This is a genomic window from Gluconobacter sp. P1C6_b (genome assembly GCF_018811945.1).
Lineage (GTDB): Bacteria > Pseudomonadota > Alphaproteobacteria > Acetobacterales > Acetobacteraceae > Gluconobacter.
On the sequence record NZ_JACRVU010000002.1, the window covers coordinates 16,821 to 33,690 of the forward strand.

15 protein-coding genes and 1 other RNA gene are annotated in these 16,870 nt (G+C 62.7%); 3 read left to right on the forward strand and 13 right to left on the reverse strand.

Features of this window, described 5'->3' with window-relative positions; all coding sequences use genetic code 11:
• Positions 1–18: 18 nt before the first annotated feature.
• The 11 genes from murG to rnpB form a co-directional block, all read right to left on the reverse strand.
• Complete coding sequence (gene murG, locus KP701_RS01855; protein ID WP_215745481.1) at positions 19–1,116, reverse strand: undecaprenyldiphospho-muramoylpentapeptide beta-N-acetylglucosaminyltransferase; 1,098 nt, start codon at positions 1,114–1,116, stop codon at positions 19–21.
• Positions 1,113–2,306 (reverse strand): FtsW/RodA/SpoVE family cell cycle protein, encoded by a 1,194-nt coding sequence (locus tag KP701_RS01860; RefSeq protein ID WP_215745482.1) that lies wholly within the window; start codon positions 2,304–2,306, stop codon positions 1,113–1,115. The genes murG and KP701_RS01860 overlap by 4 nt, the downstream gene beginning before the upstream one ends.
• Before the next feature lie 4 nt (positions 2,307–2,310).
• Complete coding sequence (murD, locus tag KP701_RS01865; RefSeq protein WP_215745483.1) at positions 2,311–3,657, reverse strand: UDP-N-acetylmuramoyl-L-alanine--D-glutamate ligase; 1,347 nt, start codon at positions 3,655–3,657, stop codon at positions 2,311–2,313.
• Positions 3,654–4,745 (reverse strand): phospho-N-acetylmuramoyl-pentapeptide-transferase, encoded by a 1,092-nt coding sequence (gene mraY, locus KP701_RS01870; RefSeq protein ID WP_011251751.1) that lies wholly within the window; start codon positions 4,743–4,745, stop codon positions 3,654–3,656. The genes murD and mraY overlap by 4 nt, the downstream gene beginning before the upstream one ends.
• Entirely contained in the window at positions 4,745–6,118 is a 1,374-nt protein-coding gene (gene murF, locus KP701_RS01875; RefSeq protein ID WP_215745484.1) for a UDP-N-acetylmuramoyl-tripeptide--D-alanyl-D-alanine ligase, read from the reverse strand. Before murF ends, mraY begins: the two co-directional genes overlap by 1 nt.
• Positions 6,115–7,575: a UDP-N-acetylmuramoyl-L-alanyl-D-glutamate--2,6-diaminopimelate ligase gene (locus tag KP701_RS01880; RefSeq protein ID WP_215745485.1), complete on the reverse strand. Its 1,461-nt coding sequence runs from the start codon at positions 7,573–7,575 to the stop codon at positions 6,115–6,117. Before KP701_RS01880 ends, murF begins: the two co-directional genes overlap by 4 nt.
• 8 nt (positions 7,576–7,583) lie before the next feature.
• Positions 7,584–9,569, reverse strand: coding sequence for a penicillin-binding protein 2 (locus KP701_RS01885; protein ID WP_215745486.1), 1,986 nt, complete (start codon positions 9,567–9,569; stop codon positions 7,584–7,586).
• 81 nt (positions 9,570–9,650) lie between these two features.
• The gene (locus KP701_RS01890; RefSeq protein ID WP_215745487.1) at positions 9,651–10,451 is read right to left on the reverse strand and encodes a hypothetical protein; all 801 of its coding nucleotides are present in this window, start codon (positions 10,449–10,451) and stop codon (positions 9,651–9,653) included.
• Complete coding sequence (gene rsmH, locus KP701_RS01895; RefSeq protein WP_215745488.1) at positions 10,448–11,419, reverse strand: 16S rRNA (cytosine(1402)-N(4))-methyltransferase RsmH; 972 nt, start codon at positions 11,417–11,419, stop codon at positions 10,448–10,450. Before rsmH ends, KP701_RS01890 begins: the two co-directional genes overlap by 4 nt.
• A complete protein-coding gene (gene mraZ / locus KP701_RS01900) occupies positions 11,416–11,910 on the reverse strand; it encodes a division/cell wall cluster transcriptional repressor MraZ (RefSeq protein WP_215745489.1) in 495 nt (164 codons plus the stop codon). The genes rsmH and mraZ overlap by 4 nt, the downstream gene beginning before the upstream one ends.
• Positions 11,911–12,200: 290 nt before the next feature.
• Positions 12,201–12,619, reverse strand: an RNA gene (gene rnpB, locus KP701_RS01905) — RNase P RNA component class A.
• Between the two features lie 75 nt (positions 12,620–12,694).
• Between rnpB and KP701_RS01910 the strand changes: the two genes are divergently transcribed.
• Positions 12,695–13,690: an alpha/beta hydrolase gene (locus KP701_RS01910; protein WP_215745490.1), complete on the forward strand. Its 996-nt coding sequence runs from the start codon at positions 12,695–12,697 to the stop codon at positions 13,688–13,690.
• A 24-nt stretch (positions 13,691–13,714) separates the two neighbouring features.
• On the opposite strand, the gene KP701_RS01915 is transcribed toward KP701_RS01910, so the two are convergent.
• Complete coding sequence (locus KP701_RS01915) at positions 13,715–14,185, reverse strand: hypothetical protein (RefSeq protein ID WP_215745491.1); 471 nt, start codon at positions 14,183–14,185, stop codon at positions 13,715–13,717.
• A 6-nt stretch (positions 14,186–14,191) separates the two neighbouring features.
• The gene (gene zwf, locus KP701_RS01920) at positions 14,192–15,661 is read right to left on the reverse strand and encodes a glucose-6-phosphate dehydrogenase (protein WP_215745492.1); all 1,470 of its coding nucleotides are present in this window, start codon (positions 15,659–15,661) and stop codon (positions 14,192–14,194) included.
• 281 nt (positions 15,662–15,942) lie between these two features.
• Here zwf and KP701_RS01925 point away from each other — a divergent pair, with 281 nt between their 5' ends.
• Both KP701_RS01925 and KP701_RS01930 read left to right on the forward strand, forming a co-directional pair.
• A complete protein-coding gene (locus KP701_RS01925; protein WP_011251740.1) occupies positions 15,943–16,209 on the forward strand; it encodes a DUF2312 domain-containing protein in 267 nt (88 codons plus the stop codon).
• A gap of 69 nt (positions 16,210–16,278) precedes the next feature.
• Entirely contained in the window at positions 16,279–16,866 is a 588-nt protein-coding gene (locus KP701_RS01930; protein ID WP_215745493.1) for a hypothetical protein, read from the forward strand.
• Positions 16,867–16,870: the final 4 nt, after the last annotated feature.

Sequence of the window (16,870 nt, forward strand, 5' to 3'; positions counted from 1 at the left end):
AACGAAAAAAAACAGGGATCAGGACCGCAGGGCGGATTCAATCAGATCAGCGACTTTTGCGGCAGCATGAGGGCGCGCGCACAGATGAGCGGCTTTTGCTGCGTTTTCGAGCTTTTCTGGATGGGAAAACAGATCTGTCAGCAGAGCCGTCAGGGCTGCGGGCGTGAAATCGGGCTGTCGGATCATCCAGGCCGCACCGGCATCGACGAGCGCCTGACCATTCGCACCCTGTTCATCGGATGCTGCGATGGGCAGTGGTACCAGAATGGATGGCAGACCGGCCATGGCCAGTTCTGCCACTGAAGAGCCGCCTGCGCGTCCGATCACGAGATGGGCGTTTTTCAGGCAGGCCGGAACATCCGTGAAGAAGGGAGCGGCTTCGACTTCGATCCCCGCATTTTCGTAGAGGGCGCGGACGCGCTCCAGATCATCGGCCTTGATCTGCTGTGTAACTTTCAGGCGTTTGCGGAATTCTTCAGGAAGGGCGACCAGCGCCTGTGGCACGATGTCGGAAAACACGCGCGCGCCCAGGGAGCCACCCCAGACCAGAAGGTTGATCCTGTCTTCGGGCGGGGCATAGACATGACCGAACAGCGCCTCGATGCCTGCGCGGACAGGCATGCCAGTCAGGGTGGTCTGGGCATCTTTCGGAAGACGGGCGACCTTTGCGTAAGATGTTGCGATCAGTGGAGAAAAGCGGGACAGGAAGGCGTTGGCCTGCCCGAGCACGGCATTGCCTTCATGAATGACCATCTGCGGGCGTTTTGCAAAAGGCAGAAGGCGTGACGCGGTCAGAGGCGGGATGGACGGATAGCCGCCGAAGCCAACAACCGCCGCTGCATCCAGTGAACCGAGGACGCGACGTGCTTCCATCATGCCGCGCAGCAGGGCCAGCACGCCACGGACTTTCCCGCTAACGCCTTTGCCAGCCACGCCTGCGCCGTCCAGCACATATTGCGGACGGTCTTTGAACAGACCGGTGTCGCGACGTCCATGCCTGGCGTCCGTCATCAGGACAAGGTCGTGCCCCCGTTCCGAGAGCACGGTTGCGACGGCTTCGGCCGGGAAGAAATGTCCGCCCGTGCCACCGGCGGCGATAACGATGGGGCGGCTCACGGCGCGTTCCTCTCAAACAGTGGTCCCTGGCCGTAAGGCGCAGAAGTTCTCTGACCGATCCTGCTCTGGCCGACGTGATGGCGTGTCAGGGCCAGAACCATACCCATGGTCAGGGCCACCGACATTGCCGAACTGCCGCCATAGGAGATGAAGGGCAGCGTCATGCCCTTTGTCGGGATCAGATGCAATGTCGAACCCATGTTGACGAAAGCCTGGAGACCAAAACCCGTCACCAGACCGGCTGCGGAGACGATGACGAACGGATCGTCCTCATGCATCAGCTTGAGAAGGGTGCGCAGAACGATGATCCCGAACAGCAGGATGATCCCGATGCACAGAATCAGACCGTATTCCTCACCGGCGACCGCAAAGACGAAGTCGGCATGGGCGTCAGGGAGCAGATCTTTTACACGGCCTTCACCGGGACCGCGTCCTAGCAGACCGCCATTTCCAAAAGCGCGGAGAGCGGTATCGATCTGGTAGTGGTCACCGACATCAGGATGCAGGAAGCGCTGCACGCGGGACTGCACATGCGGAAAGACGATGTAGGCGATTGCAAAGGCGCCCGCCATGCCAGCCACGCACAGTCCGACCCAGTAGAGTTTGAGACCGTCCACGAAAAGCTGGGTCATGAAGACCATCGTAATGACCGACAGCATTCCGATATCCGGCTGGGATTTCAGCAGGACCAGAATGAACCCGAAGCACAGGAAGGCAACCAGCATGCCCGGAAACGCGATGTTGCCCCACATCACGACGGAACGGCGCGCGGAGAGCAGCCAGCCGGTTACGACCGCAAAGCAGGGCTTGAGGAACTCGGAAGGCTGAACCGACATCATCGGCAGCGCAATCCAGCGGCGCGCGCCCTTGATTTCCATGCCGTGCACCAGCGTCATGGCCGTGGCGCCGAGCGCTATGATGCCGCCGATGATCGCGAGTTTCTTGATGGCCTGTCGGGACAGATAGGACGTTCCAAGCACGATCGCTCCGGCAAGCGCCAGAAAGATGACCTGCTTGAGAATGAACATGTTGCGCGAGGCACCGATGCGGGATGCCACGGCAGGACTGGCCGCCAGCATCAGGACATACCCCAGGCCGATCAGCAGGCCGACGCAGGCCAGCGTCACACGGTCCAGGTTCCGCCACCAGCGGGCAACTGCAGAAGTATCGACACGGGACAGTCCCGACATGGCGTCAATCCTCCTGTTTCTGCGTGGGGTTGGTGCCCGAATGACCTGATTTCACAATATTATCGCAAATCTGAAGGAAGTGTGAACCTCGATCCTCGAAACTGCGAAATTGATCGAAACTTGCACAGGCGGGTGACAGCAGGACGACGGGAATATTTTCGTTGCGAGCGGCTTCGAACGCTGCCGGAACAGCCTTTTCCAGCGTTCCACACTGCTGGAAGGGTACGCCATGCGTTTCCAGCGTCGCGGCCAGAACGTCCGCATTCTGTCCGATCAGGAAAGCCTGTGCGATGTGACCGAAAAAGGGCGCAAGACTTTCGATGCCACCCGCTTTTGCAACGCCGCCCGCAATCCACATGACTTTGTCATAGGCGGCGAGCGCCTTGGAGACGGCCTCGGCGTTCGTGGCCTTGCTGTCGTTGATGAAAGAGACACCATCGCATTCCGCGACTTTCTGCAGCCGATGCTCCAGACCGGGGAAGGATTTCAGGGCCGTCCGGATTGCTGCGTCATCAAGGCCGAGATGGCGTGCAATGGCCAGGGCCGCGCCGACATTCTGGGCATTGTGCCGTCCGGGCAGGGCCGGGCCGTCGTAAGGTGGCAGGGCGTCCGCGTCCAGTTCCGCAACCTGCACGCCGCGCGAGGCGACCTGTGACGCGATGGAGCGGCACCAGTCATCATCCGTGCCGATCACGGCCAGATCGTCCGGGCCCATATTGTCGAAGACATGCGCCTTGGCGGCGGCATAGCCTGCCATGTCGCCATGCCGGTCCAGATGGTCGGGGGTCAGGTTCAGCAGGCAGGCGGCGTTCGCGTGGAAACGGTCCAGCCGTTCGAGCATGTAGGACGACATTTCGATGACGTAGACGCCGTTATCGGGCAGGAGCGGCAATGCCAGTGATGCCGTACCGAGATTGCCACCCGCTGCGCAGGGGCGTCCGGCCGTTGTAAAAAGATGGGCAATCAGAGCCGTCGTCGTCGATTTTCCGTTCGTTCCTGTGATGGCGACGAACGCGGCCTTTGAGCCGGATTTCCGGACGACGCGATACAGGATCTCGGCGTCGGACAGGATCTGCACGTTCTGCGCACGTGCGAGGTCGGCGACGGGATGCGCCTTGGGCAGGAGATGTGGAATACCGGGGGAGAGGATCAGCGCCGTCATGCCGGACAGGTCGGTTAGTGGGGCGACTGTCAGGTTTGGTTGCGCGGGAAGATCGGCATTGCGGTCATCCCAGGCATGAACTTCTGCACCCATTCCGAGCAGCGCCTGCACAACGGCCGTGCCATTGCGGCCCAGACCGTAGACGGCATAACGCTCGCCTGCGAGGATGTTGGACGGAAAGCCGTTCATCGCAGTTTCAGCGTTGCCAGACCGCACAGGCCCAGCACGATGGAGACGATCCAGAAGCGGATCACGATTTTCGGCTCCTGCCAGCCCTTTTTCTCGAAATGGTGATGCAGCGGCGCCATCAGGAACACGCGCCGGCCCGTCCGTTTGAACCAGAAAATCTGGATCACGACGGACAGGGTTTCGGCCACGAAAACGCCGCCCACGATGCACAGCACGAGTTCATGCTTGGTGGCGACGGCCACGGCTCCAAGAGCGCCGCCGAGAGACAGTGAGCCGGTATCGCCCATGAAGACGGCGGCCGGTGGGGCGTTGAACCACAGGAACCCGAGGCCCGCCCCAATCAGGGCTGCGCAGAAGACTGCGAGTTCGCCAGTGCCGGGGACCGGGTGGAGTTGCAGGTAGTCGGCGAAGACGTGGTTGCCGACCAGATAGGAGATCAGGGCGAAGACCAGTGCGGCGATCACGACAGGGACGATGGCCAGCCCGTCCAGACCGTCCGTGAAGTTCACGGCATTGCCGAAGCCGGTGATGGTGATCATCGCAAAGATAGGGAAGGCATAGCCCAGCGGAAGCAACACATCCTTGACGAACGGAAAGGCCACCATGTTGCGAAGTTCCGGCGGTGTCAGGGACTGGAGCCAGATGCCGGCGATCAGCGACGCCAGAAACTCGCAGCCCAGTCGGGTGCGCTTGGAGACGCCGGTCGTGTTGCGCTTGGAGAGCTTCAGGTAATCGTCCGCAAAGCCCACCGCCCCGAAGGCCGCCGTTGTCAGCATGACGGCCCAGACAAAGCCGTTTGTCAGATCGGCCCAGAGCAGCGTGGCGGAGAACAGCGCAATCAGGATCAGCATGCCGCCCATCGTGGGCGTTCCGGCTTTTTCGAGAATATGCCGCTCGGGGCCGACGGTGCGGATCGGCTGGCCTTCGCGCTGGATGCGCTTGAGTTGCGCGATGAAGGGGTTGCCCAGTGCCAGCGAGATGACGAGCGCCGTCAGGCAAGCGCAGCCCGAACGGAACGTCAGGTAATGGAACAGGTTGAAAAACCCGCCATGGGACGTGTCATGAGCGGCGATGAGATTGAAAAGCATCAGGCAGAAACCGGGCTGGAAGCGTTGTCGAGGACTGAGATCACGTCACGCATCCGGCTGCCGAAGCTGCCTTTCACGAGCAGGAGATCACCGGGGCGAAGGGCTTTGAGCAGAAGAGGCGCCAGAGAGGCGGCATCAGCGGCGTATCCGCCCTGAAGTTCGGAGGGAAGCGCGTCGTAGAGCGCGCGCATATGGGAGCCGCAGCAGAAGGCGATGGCCCTGGCGTTCTGAACGGCGTCTGCGAGCGAACGGTGTTCGGCATCGGCAAATGTGCCGAGTTCGCGGATGTCTCCGAGGGCTGCGATGTGCCGCTGGGCGGGGAGCAGCGCGAGGGTCGCCAGTGCCGCGCGGACGCTGGGCGTGGAGGCGTTATAGCTTTCGTCCAGAAGGCGCACGTCGTTCAGGATCATGCGCATCTGTCCGCGTCCGGCACCCGGCACGAAGTTCTGCAGCGCGCTGGCGGCAACGGTGACGTCTTCGCCAAGGGCTGCAACCGCGCCGAGGGCCAGAGCGGCATTACGGGCGAGATGTTCTCCCGGCGCCGTCAGCGTCACGTTCTGGATGCCGCAGGGCAGATGCAGCGAAAAATGGCTGCCTTCTGACGAGCAGCGCAGATTTTCGATCCGGAGTTGTGCCGTCTCGGAGAAGCCCGAACGCCAAAGGGCACGTCCTTCAGGAAGAGCGGTCAGGAAATGCTCCTGACCGGCTGCGTCGTCGGGGACGATGGCGGTTCCCTTGTCCGCAAGCGCGCCGAACAGGTCGGATTTTTCCCGCGCAATTGCCTCGATGCTGCCCATGTGGCCGAGATGTGCTGTACCGATCGTGGTGATGATGGCCACATCAGGCCGGACCTGAGCGGCGAGGGGAGCAATTTCCCCGACATGATTCATGCCGACCTCGCTGATGCAGAACCTCGCGTCCTGCGGCAGTCGGGCCAGCGTCAGGGGCACGCCCCAGTGATTGTTGTAGGAGGCGACGGCGGCGTGCGTCGGGCCTATGGCGGACAGTGCGACGTTCAGCATGTCCTTGGTCGTCGTCTTGCCGACACTTCCGGTGATGGCGACGACTTTTCCCCGAAAACGCGCGCGCGCATAGCGGCCCAGATCCATCAGTGCAGTCATGGTGTCAGGGACGATCAGAAGGCGCGGGTCGTCCAGTCCGGCTGTGTCATGCACAAGCGCGCAGGCTGCGCCCTTGTCCAGAGCCTGCTGCACGTGGGCGTGACCGTCGCTCGTCTCGCCACGCAGGGCTATGAACAGGTCACCCGCTGTCAGCGTTCGGGTGTCGATCGAGATGCCGGTGACCTGAACGCCAGCGTTCAGCGTTCCGCCTGTCGCGGCCCGAAGGTCCGCACTGTTCCACAGAACGCTCATGCCGCACCTGCCAGTTCACGAATGACGAGACGGTCATCGAAGGGCAGGACTTCCGTGCCGACGATCTGACCCTGCTCATGCCCCTTGCCGGCCACAACCAGGATATCGCCGGGCATCAGAGCCTCTAAACCTGCTGCGATGGCGCTGCGACGATCAGCGATTTCGAGCGCATCCGGGCAGGCCGTGAGGATTTCGGAACGGATGGAGGCAGGCTCTTCCGTGCGGGGATTATCATCGGTCACGATCGCCAGATCTGCCATCTGCGCGGCGACTGCCCCCATGAGGGGGCGCTTGCCGCGGTCACGGTCCCCGCCCGCGCCAAAGACCACGACCAGACGTCCTGCCGTATGGGGACGCAGGCTGGACAAAACGCAGTCGAGCGCATCGGGGGTGTGGGCATAATCGACATAGGCGGCAGCCCCATTGGGCAATGCAACAGCCCGCTCGCACCGTCCGTGAACGCCCGTCAGGCGCGGCAAAAGGGCCACAACCTGTCGGGCGTCGGCTTCATCTTTCCAACACATGGCAGCCGCAAGCATCACGTTGTCGGCCTGAAAGCGGCCGGGCAGAGAAAGGGAAATTTCGGGCAGTTCCTCGCCATACAGGGCGAGACGCAGGATCTGACCTGACGGCGTGGGACGGGCTTCGATCAGTCGCAGCGTGGTGCCATTGCGCCCGACGCTGCGGAGTTTCAGGCTCCGGCGGGCAGCAATGTTCTGAAGAGCGGCGAACGTCTCGCCGTCCATATCTGCATTGACCGCCGCGATGCCTCCCTTGGGAAGCACCTCGTCAAACAGGCGCAGTTTTGCCGCGCGATAGGCTTCCAGCGTCAGATGATAATCGAGATGGTCGCGCGTCAGATTGGAGAAGCCTGCTGCCGTCAGCGTCACACCATCCAGCCGGTGCTGCTCCAGTCCGTGCGATGAGGCTTCGAGGGCAACATGCTCCACGCCGTTGCGGGCCAGCGCAGCCAGGGTCTGGGACAGCGATACGGGGTCCGGCGTCGTCAGGCTGGGTGGAGCCGGGACATCCGTATCGGAAATGAGGCCCAGCGTCCCAAGGCTTGCCGCCCGATTTCCCTGAAGGGTCCAGAGCTGGCGCAGGAAATCGGCCGTGCTGCTTTTACCATTCGTGCCCGTGATCGCTGCGATACAGGCGGGTTGCGGACCGGCAAGCGCGGACGCCATGCAGGCGAGCAGATGCTTGGCATCGGGCCGTACAATCACGGGAACTGCGCTGTCGGGCGCCGCAGTTTCGTGATCCACGATCACGGCTGCGGCTTCCTGCGATACGGCCTGCGGAATGAAGGCGCTTCCGTCCTGCTTCGCGCCGCGCAGGGCGAAGAAGAGCGTCCCCGGGGCGGCCCGGCGGCTGTCGGCGGTCACGGCCAGAATGTCGGGGTCGTCTGTCAGGGACTGCGACGTGCCGCAAAGGGCGAAGAGCTGGGAGAGACGCATCAAATGGTTCAGTGCTGTGTCTTTGAGGGCTGGGTCTTGGCGGCGCGGGCCTGATTGCGCGGATCGCCCGGGTCGTTGCCGGGACCAAGGGCGCGGTATCCGGGAGGCACGGGCGGGTTCATCGGAATGGCCAGAGACGCGTCGATCGCGTCCTTGTTTGCCAGATCCGGGAACTGGTTCAGGATCGGGCCGACACGCGAGATGATCTTCTTGACGGTTGGTGCCGCGTTCCAGGCAGCCGTCGTCCAGCCATGCGTCGCGGCTGTGCCCTGCGGGCTGTCGAGCATCACATAGACGGCGTAATGCGGGTTGTTCATCGGGAACACGCTGGTGAAGGCCGAGACGTTGACGTGCTTCAGGTATCCGCCATGCGCGCCGATCTTTTCTGCCGTGCCGGTCTTGCCGCCGACATAATAGCCCGGCACTTCGGCGGACTTGCCGCTGCCCATCGTGACGTCGAGGCGCAGCAGTTTGCGCAGAAGCGCTGAGGTCTGCTCGGACAGGACGCGCGTGCCCACGGGCGTTTCGGCTCCGATCTCATCGCTGTCCGCACCCGGCCGGTAGGCTACGGGCCGGAGCTGTGCCGCATCGGCGTCGGGCCCCGGCTTGCTGTCGTCCTCGCTATCGCGTGCCACGAGGGTCGGCTTGAGCAGGATACCGCCGTTCACGGTTGCTGCTGTACCGCGCACGATGGCCAGCGGCGGTTCGGCAACACCGTGACCGAACCCGACCGTCATGACCGTGGAAATGCCCCAGTTGCGCGAGGCGGGAACGAGAGGCCGTCCGGCTTCGGGCAGTTCGACCGGAACACGATTGAAAAATCCCATGTTGCGCAGCCAGTCCTGCTGACGCGCCGCACCGACATCAAGCGCGATATGCGCCGCCGCCGGGTTGGACGAATAGGCCAGAACGCCGGGCAGGGAGAGCCAGGGGGCGAAATGGTCGGTCTTCATGTCGCGGATGGTGAAGCGGCCGACCTTGATGGGAATGGTCGAGAAACGGTCCCACAGATGGACGATCCCGAGTTGCAGGCCCATTGCCGCCGTCTGGAGCTTGAAGGTCGAACCCGGTTCGTACATGCCGGTAACGGCCCGGTTGAAACGGGCGTCGTTGGGTGCGTGGCCGAAATCGTTGGCGTCGTAATCAGGCAGGCTGACCATGGCCAGGATCTCACCCGTGCGGACATCCATGACGATCGCGCTGGCACCGATCGCCGAGAACTCGTCCTTCGCAGCCTGAAGCTCGTCATGCGCCACGGTCTGCACGCGTACGTCCAGCGACAGACGCAGCGGTGTGCGGTCGGAGTTCAGGCGCTTGTCGAAATACCGCTCCACACCTGCAATGCCGTGATCGTCGATATCGACGCTGCCCATGATCTGCGCGGCTGTGCGACCCAGCGGATAATGGCGGCGTTCGCCCGCTTCGAAATAGATGCCCGGAATACCCAGATTGTTGATGGCGATTTCCTGAACGGGCGAAATGTCGCGCGCCAGATAGACGAACTGCTTTTTCAGCGACAGCCGGCGGATCGTCTCGTCGCGGTCAAGCTGCGGCAGAACCTTGCGGAGCTTGTCGGCGGCATCCGCCGGATCAATCAGCTCCATCGGGTTGGCATAGACCTGCGCGACAGGCAGCGAGAGCGCCAGAGCCTGACCCGTGCGATCGGTAATGGTCGCGCGTTTGACGGTGGGCAGAACGAAATCGCCCGCCATTTCCCCGCGCGGATCGCTCTTGGGGATTTCCGGAACCTGAGGCGCGATCTGGCGCTTTTCAGGCTCCATCGGCATCAGGACGGTGGCGACGGTCGCCTTGAGTGCCACGGCGCCATAAATCGCGAGAAATCCCATGCCGACGCCGAGCAGGCGTCCGTGCATCTGGTCAAGATTCAGCCTGCGGAACCCCCGCGGCGTCCCGCCCCGCCGGAAACGCCCTGACGGCACATCCGGACGCTCGGGGCGCTGCGAACCGGAAGAAGGTGGCACGTCCTGGGGCATCGTGCGGGGGTGCGTCCTGTTGAAGGGCTCGCCCTAAGCTATCCGAAAATGCTGAACGAGCGGTTAACGATGAAAGAGCTTTCAGTTAGCCAACGGCACCGGCGCGGGCAATGCGTCATTCGCATTTCCCAGAGCGGAAAGTTGTGTGTGATGCGTGCGGGGCGGTTCTTCGGCCAGGCGGGTCGAGGCTGCGCTGTGGCTGACATGCACGGTCTGGGGGTGCCAGGCGGCAACCATCAGCGGGGCAGGATGGCTCTCACGATACTCACGATAGTTGACCAGTCGGACGCTGGGGGCGCTGTCGGCATGGGCGTGAACCGGCGCCGAAACCGTGCGCGGCGCAGCAGACGCGATCTGCATGTCCGTATTGTGGGCATGGGAGACATGCACCGGGATGGCGGCCGGCTTCGGTGTGGCGGCGGGATGCGATGCCATGGCTACAACCACCGGACGCGGAGCCGGGGTCGGCTGGGCGGAGGAAGGAGCATGCACGACAGCCTGCGGAGCGGGCAGGGGCAGGTGAGCGGCTTCGGCAGCGCGGTTCACGACCTCATGCAGTCCCTCGCGCGGATCGGCCGGCTGCGCCTTTGAGCCCGGAGCGGGAAGGCGTGCTTCGAGCGAGGCCATACGGATGAACTGGTCCGGCTCCATCGGATGCAGGGCGGGGACAAAACGGACCGCCAGTGTTTTCAGGCGGTCCGGCTGGTTCAGCAGGGCCCATTCCGTACGCAGCATGGCGGTCTGGCTGCGCACGCGCTGCGTCTCCTGCACGATCTTCGTGATCTTCTGGTCCAGAACCGTGGTCTCGTGCTTCTTGGTATAGAGAAACAGGCCAGATCCTGCGGCAAGGACAGCGCAGGCGACGGTGAAGGGCCGGATCATGAGGGCATTCCTGAGACGGGCATCTTGGAGACGGGATTGCGGACCAGGGCACGCAGACGGGCACTGCGCGCGCGCGGATTTTCCCGGGATTCCTCATCCGTGGCGGAGAGGGGACGGGAATAAAGAAGGGAAAAAGCCGGTGCTTCCTGACGGAGCGGCGCCGGTTCGTAACGGGAAGGATTTCCCGTCCGGCCTGCAAGGACGGCCAGGGCACGTTTCGCCAGACGATCTTCCAGGGAATGGAATGTTACGACGACGAAAATGCCGCTGGGAGCCAGAAGGCGCGGTGCAGCTTCCAGCGCCCGTTCCAGTTCGCCAAGCTCGTCGTTCACGGCAATCCGCAGGCCCTGAAAGCTGCGGGTGGCCGGATCGATATTGGCGCGGTCGCGGGGGACGCAGCAGCGGATGATATGAGCGAGCTGGCCGGTCGTGGTGATCGGGGCCTCGGCACGGGCGGCCACGATGGCGCGCGCGATGCGGCGGGAGAGCTTTTCCTCGCCGTAACGGTACAGGATGTCCGCGAGCTCGGCTTCCTTGCACGTATTGACCAGATCAGCCGCCGACGGGCCATCCGAGCCCATCCGCATGTCCAGAGGGCCGTCGTTACGGAAGGAGAACCCACGCTCGGCCTGATCGATCTGGAAGGACGAAACGCCCAGATCCAGAACGATGCCGTCGAACGGGCCTTCTGCTCCAACCAGAGCTTCCATGTCGCCGAACGTGCCCTGATGCATCCGCAGCCGCCCGTTGGCCTGAATGGCCATGGCGTTTCCGCGCTCGATGGCCGCCGGGTCGCGGTCGATGGCATCGAGCGTGCAGTCGGCTGCATTCAGGATGGCGCGGGCATAGCCGCCGCCCCCGAACGTGCCGTCCAGATAGCGTCCACCAGCTCGCGGGGAAAGTGCTTCGAGAACCTCGTGCAGCATGACCGGAACGTGGCCGGAATGGACCAGGGCGATCGCGTTCATTCCGCTGCTCCCGCTGTGGTGTCGGCGACAGGCGCGCTGGCGGGGCGACGGCTGGTTGCGAGGGTTCTGGCACGGCTGCGGGCGGCCTGACGCCGCTCTGCCGCAGCTTCGGGGTTCCAGATCTGGAATGTGCGGCCAAGCCCCATGAAGGAGACTTCGTCGGTCAGGGCTGCGTGAGTACGCAGGTTTTCGGGAAGAATGATGCGGCCTTCCTTGTCGCTGTCCAGCGGATAGGCGTCCGCATAGAGGCTGGCGGCCAGATCTTCATGATCTTCCGAAAAGGGGTCGTATTCGTCGAGCGGTGTCGCAAGGGATGCGAAAGCGCCGACCGTCCAGCCTTCGATGCAGGGATGGAGATGGGACGGACGCAGGATAACCAGTGGATCTCCCGGCTGGGCCTGTGATTTCAGGGCGGCGCGGAAAGATGCGGGAATGGAGACACGTCCCTTGGCATCGAAACGGTTCTGATGCGTGCCGAGGAACATGCTCATGGATGATGTGCCTCCTTCCTGCGTCAGAACCGGTCATGCGGTTTCTGGTTATTTGGCTTGGTCTTGACTGGGATATCATGGGATTTCATGGGACGTCAAACAGATATCGTCTGAAAACCGCAGAAAACTGCGACATTTTCAAAATCTGAAATGTGACGGAATTTTTTGCTTTTTGTTAGGGATTATCAGGGATAATCGCGCAGGCGGATCTATACCTGCCGTTATTTGTTCTGTTTTTGTTCTTCTTCGTGAAGGAGAACAATTACTGGGGAGAACAGATTTTTCCAAAGGGTGCCAGACGGCCTGTAAGCCGGGTTCTGTCCGCCCGAAGGCGGGACGATCATTCCTCTGGGACCTGCATTGCTGCAGGCCTCACGCAACCAACCCGAACGACGGGGCGAGAAACCCCCGGTCTCCTTGCGGAAACCTGCCGTTCCTATTCGGTCTTGCTCCCGGTAGGGTTTACCATGACCATCGCCGTTGCCGGAGATGCGGTGCGCTCTTGCCACACCGTTTCGCCCTTACCCGCAACATGTTCCCCCGCGAATGAACGCATGGGGCACAGTCCGGCGGGCGGTCTGTTTTCTGTGGCACTGTCCCTGGGGTCGCCCCCGCCGGCAATTAACCGGTACCGTTTTCCCATGGAGCCCGGACTTTCCTCCCTGTATGCGATCCTCATCGCACACACAGCGATCGTCCAGCCGTCTGGCGGCGCAGACACTGCTCCGGGACGCCTGCGGGGTCAAGGGCAGACTTTTGGGCATGATCCCTGCATAATAGTGAAATGCGCCCGACCCTGACATTACGGATCTTCCTGTCCTGGCTGGCCTGGCAGAGCCGCAGACGTGGCGTTACGCCGCGTATGATCGCCCTGGACGAGATCCCACCCATTCCCGCCGCGCCACCCGCCGCGCCAGTCCTGAAGCAGATCCGGCGTGTGACGGGGCACCCGAGTTTTCCTGTGGCTTTGTCCTCACTGGGGATCCGCCGATGGCGTGAGATCCATGTCCCCGGAGCCGATGGCTTCCGCACCGCCCGCCTTTACCGGCCGCGCGGAAAGGTCCGGGGGGTCGTTCTCTTTCTGCATGGTGGCGGATTCGTTCATTGCGATCTGATCTCCCATCACGGGATCTGCTGCCGTCTTGCGGCCGCGTCCGGCGCGATGGTGGTTTCGCTGGATTACCGTCTCGCGCCCGAGCACCGCTTTCCGGCAGGGCTGGAGGACGCCAAAGCCGCGCTCGCCTGGATTTTGCGGAGCGTTGGCGAGGATGTGCCAGTTGCGGTTGCGGGAGATAGTGCAGGGGGCAATATGTCCGCGGCGCTCACGCAATGGGTGCGGGAGAAGGGGCTGCGCCCGCTCAGCGCGCAGCTCCTCTATTACCCGGCCCTGAGCGGGCCGTTTGTTCCGCCTTCGCGTCGGGCCTATGCCGAGGGCTACATGCTGAGTGCGGAACTTCTGTACTGGTATTGCGGCCAGACGCTGCGCAGCCCCGAACAGCTTTTCGATCCGGCATTTTCGCCCCTTCTGGCGGATAATTTCCAGAGCCTTCCGCCGGCGATGATCGTGACTGCGGGTTTTGATCCGCTCAGGGGAGAGGGCGAACTCTATGCCCGGTGTCTCGCTGAGGCGGGTGGGCCGGTTCGGCTGAAGAATTTTCCGCGCATGATTCATGGTTTCCTGAACGGCTATGCGCTGTTCAGGGACGGCCGTCAGGCATTGCGGGAAGGGGGAATGTTCCTGCGCGAAGTCTTTGCACAGAAAAACGGCGGACCCTGCTAGCGGCGTCCGCCTTCTGGGAATGTTTTAAAGAGGAAGGTTGTGGAATGCGCCTGGCGTTCCCGCATCTGTCTCCACGGTCCGCTCCGAGCGGTTGATCTTCAGGCTGAACAGCTTGTCCGCCGAAGGTGTCGTGCCGGGGCAGCCATTGCCGTGCCGCCCCAGGACATCCATCGTCGGCGTATTGTCCGCTGCGTTGCCGTTGACCACGAAAACGAGGCAGTTGCGCGGCAGGTCCGTCAGGTTGTCTCTCACGACCGCCAGGCGGAGATGCTCCACCAGGGCCGTGTTGTCGAACCAGCTCAGCTTGCTGAACGTGATCTTGTCATAGGACATGTCCAGCAGGCCGGTCCGGACCGCGATGAACATCAGCAGAAAGGCCGGGATGACGACCAGCAGTCGCCGCAAAAGGAGCTGTTTGAAGCTGCGGGGCTGCCGGCGCGTGCCCCGGCCCGGTGTGCGGCCCAGGCGGGGCGTTGCGCTTTTATCGTCACTCAAATGCGGTTACTCCGACGCTTCATGCCAGGTGTCGCCATGGCTGGCGAGCAGTTGTGTCGCCAGTTCCGGTCCATAGGAGCCCGCACTGTAGGTCTGCATGGGCGCTTTGTCATTCTTCCAGGCGTCGAGGATGGGCTCGGCCCAGCGCCATGCGGCCTCGACCTCATCGCGGCGGATGAACAGGACCGGATCGCCCCGCACGGCATCGAGAAGAAGCCGCTCATAGGAATCCGGGAAGGGCAGGCCGCCTTCCATGCGGATGGAAGTATCAAGATCCGCCGGCCGCAGGTTGAAGACATCCAGCGCAGGGTTCTTGACGTTCAGGCGCAGGTCCACGCCTTCGTTGGGCTGGATGCGCAGGACCAGCCTGTTGCTGGCCGGGGTGGCGCCAAACATGGTGGTCGCCGCCGGGCGGAAGGTGATGACGATCTCGCTGACCTTCTTGCCGGAACGCTTGGCCGTGCGGATGTAGAACGGCACGTTTTTCCAGCGCGGCGTATCTACCCAGGCGCGGATTGCGGCATAGGTTTCCGTCGTGCTGGGCTTGCCGAGCTCTTCAAGATAGCCCGGAACGTTCTCGCCATCCACTACGCCGGCCGTGTACTGCGCGCGCACAGTCTCGGTGGCGGCTGTGGCATCCGTGATGGGGCGCAGGGCGTTCAGGACGGCCAGCTTGGCGTTGCGGACGGCATCGGCCTCAAGGGAATCGGGGGCTTCCATCGCAACCAGACACAGCACCTGAAGCAGGTGGTTCTGGATCATGTCGCGAAGCGCGCCGGAGGTGTCGTAATAGGCCGCGCGGCTTTCGACGCCCACGGTCTCGACTGCCGTGATCTGCACGCTCTCGATATGCTCGCCCGACCAGGCGGCGTTCATGAGCGGGTTTGCAAAACGCAGGGCGAGAACGTTCTGGACCGTCTCTTTCCCGAGATAATGATCGATCCGGTAGATCTGCTTTTCCGGAAAATACTGGCCGACCCCGTCATTGATGGCGGTGGCGGTGGCCATGTTCGTGCCGATCGGCTTTTCGAGAACGACCCGCGAGGTGGGGGTGATCAGTCCATAGTGGTTCAGGTTCTCGCAGATGCTGCCGTAAAGCTGCGGTGCGGTTGCGAAATAATAGACGCGCACCCGGTCAGGCTGTGCCTTGGCCAGCAGGGACTTCAGGGCGTCCCATTGCGGGCCCTCGCGGCTGCTGTCCAGCGTCACGTAATCGAGACGGGCGAGGAAACGCTCGACCAGTCCGGGGCTCAGGATGTCTGAGGGAAGAAACCGCTCAAGGGCGTCTCGGGCCCGCGCGACATAGGCCTCCCGGTCAAGCTCGGTCCGGGCGGCTCCGATGATGCACGCATCATCCGGAATCTGGCCCATCCGAAGACGGTTGTAGAGCGCGGGCAGCAGCTTGCGCATCGTGAGATCGCCAGTGGCGCCGAAGATGACATAGTCGAAAGGCTCGACCTGCTGGAAATGTTCCATGGAAGACTCTCTGACCTCTCGAACCCGCAGACCGGGAAAAAAGGGTTAGGGTTCAGGCCTTTTCAGGCACCGTCTAGTTCCCTGTCAGAGCCCTTCCTGTCAAGGGATGGGCCCTGCACGACCTCGGGAGAAAATCTTCGTCATCTTCACGCGTTCATGAAACGTGCACATAATTCCGTTGACCGTCCTGCCCTCATCACGATAAGCCGCGCGGCGGATGCTGTGTTCGTGCAGCGCCGGAAAATACAGCCAAGACTTACGCCTCAGGAAGGAAACCGGACATGGATGCAGAAAGCAAAAGCGAAGGCGCTGCCACAGGCGGGATCGCTGCGGACCGTCTGCGCTCCATCATCGAGCGCGTCGAGCGTCTGGAAGAAGAGCGCAAGGCTCTGGCCGGGGACATCAAGGATATTTTTTCCGAAGCCAAGTCCGCCGGATTTGACGTAAAAGTCATCAAGCAGATCATCCGTCTGCGCAAGCAGGAGCCGGCCGAGATCGAGGAGCAGGAGACCCTGCTCGATATCTATCGCCGTGCCCTTGGTATGTAATTGCGGGGCATGTAATTCCGGTCTCCGGATACCCGAACGCGCTACCTTCAGACTGGACCAGGCCTCCTTATGATGTCTGATTTTTCATGGCTGCCGGGCTGGGCCTTCGGGTGCCTGGTCGTGGTGGCCGCCCTGTTTGCGCTGGCGCTGCTCTGCATGCCCTTCGCCGTCTTCGGCACCAAGCCGCGGTTGCAGGAACTGGAGTTCCAGATCGCGGAACTGCGGGCGGAACTCCGGGCGCTCAACATGCGGCTGGCCGTTTCGACACGGCCTGACAGTCTGCCTGCCGGACAGACTGCTGCGGCTGCTGAACCTCGTACGGTTCATTCAGGCCCGACTCTGCCGGCTGAGGATTATCTCATGCCGGCGCGAAGCCTGCGCTCCGATCTGCCGTCCTATGAGGATGGCCCGGGAGTAGGGGATCCTGAAACCCTGCCACGTCGTGGGCCGTCCTCCCAATCCGCTCTGCGGGAGGAGATGTCCGACGTCTCCGAACGTGCCTGGGTCCGGGCTCCATGGGAAAAGGATGTCTCGACGACGGGGCGCCAGCCTCTTGGTCGCAGCATGGACAGGACGCAGGGCAACAGACCGGTCGTCGAGGAAGACGCCTACCGGCCCCGCTCGGAGCCCAAGCTCCGCTGGCCGCCCAGAGACTAGCCAG

Coding starts and splice junctions, on each gene's coding strand:
- KP701_RS01860 (WP_215745482.1), bottom strand. CDS start 2,306: ATGTCGGGACTGTCCCGTGTCGATACTTCTGCAGTTGCCCGCTGGTGG.
- murD (WP_215745483.1), bottom strand. CDS start 3,657: ATGAACGGCTTTCCGTCCAACATCCTCGCAGGCGAGCGTTATGCCGTC.
- mraY (WP_011251751.1), bottom strand. CDS start 4,745: ATGCTTTTCAATCTCATCGCCGCTCATGACACGTCCCATGGCGGGTTT.
- murF (WP_215745484.1), bottom strand. CDS start 6,118: ATGAGCGTTCTGTGGAACAGTGCGGACCTTCGGGCCGCGACAGGCGGA.
- KP701_RS01880 (WP_215745485.1), bottom strand. CDS start 7,575: ATGCGTCTCTCCCAGCTCTTCGCCCTTTGCGGCACGTCGCAGTCCCTG.
- KP701_RS01885 (WP_215745486.1), bottom strand. CDS start 9,569: ATGCCCCAGGACGTGCCACCTTCTTCCGGTTCGCAGCGCCCCGAGCGT.
- KP701_RS01890 (WP_215745487.1), bottom strand. CDS start 10,451: ATGATCCGGCCCTTCACCGTCGCCTGCGCTGTCCTTGCCGCAGGATCT.
- rsmH (WP_215745488.1), bottom strand. CDS start 11,419: ATGAACGCGATCGCCCTGGTCCATTCCGGCCACGTTCCGGTCATGCTG.
- mraZ (WP_215745489.1), bottom strand. CDS start 11,910: ATGAGCATGTTCCTCGGCACGCATCAGAACCGTTTCGATGCCAAGGGA.
- KP701_RS01910 (WP_215745490.1), top strand. CDS start 12,695: ATGCGCCCGACCCTGACATTACGGATCTTCCTGTCCTGGCTGGCCTGG.
- zwf (WP_215745492.1), bottom strand. CDS start 15,661: ATGGAACATTTCCAGCAGGTCGAGCCTTTCGACTATGTCATCTTCGGC.
- KP701_RS01925 (WP_011251740.1), top strand. CDS start 15,943: ATGGATGCAGAAAGCAAAAGCGAAGGCGCTGCCACAGGCGGGATCGCT.
- KP701_RS01930 (WP_215745493.1), top strand. CDS start 16,279: ATGATGTCTGATTTTTCATGGCTGCCGGGCTGGGCCTTCGGGTGCCTG.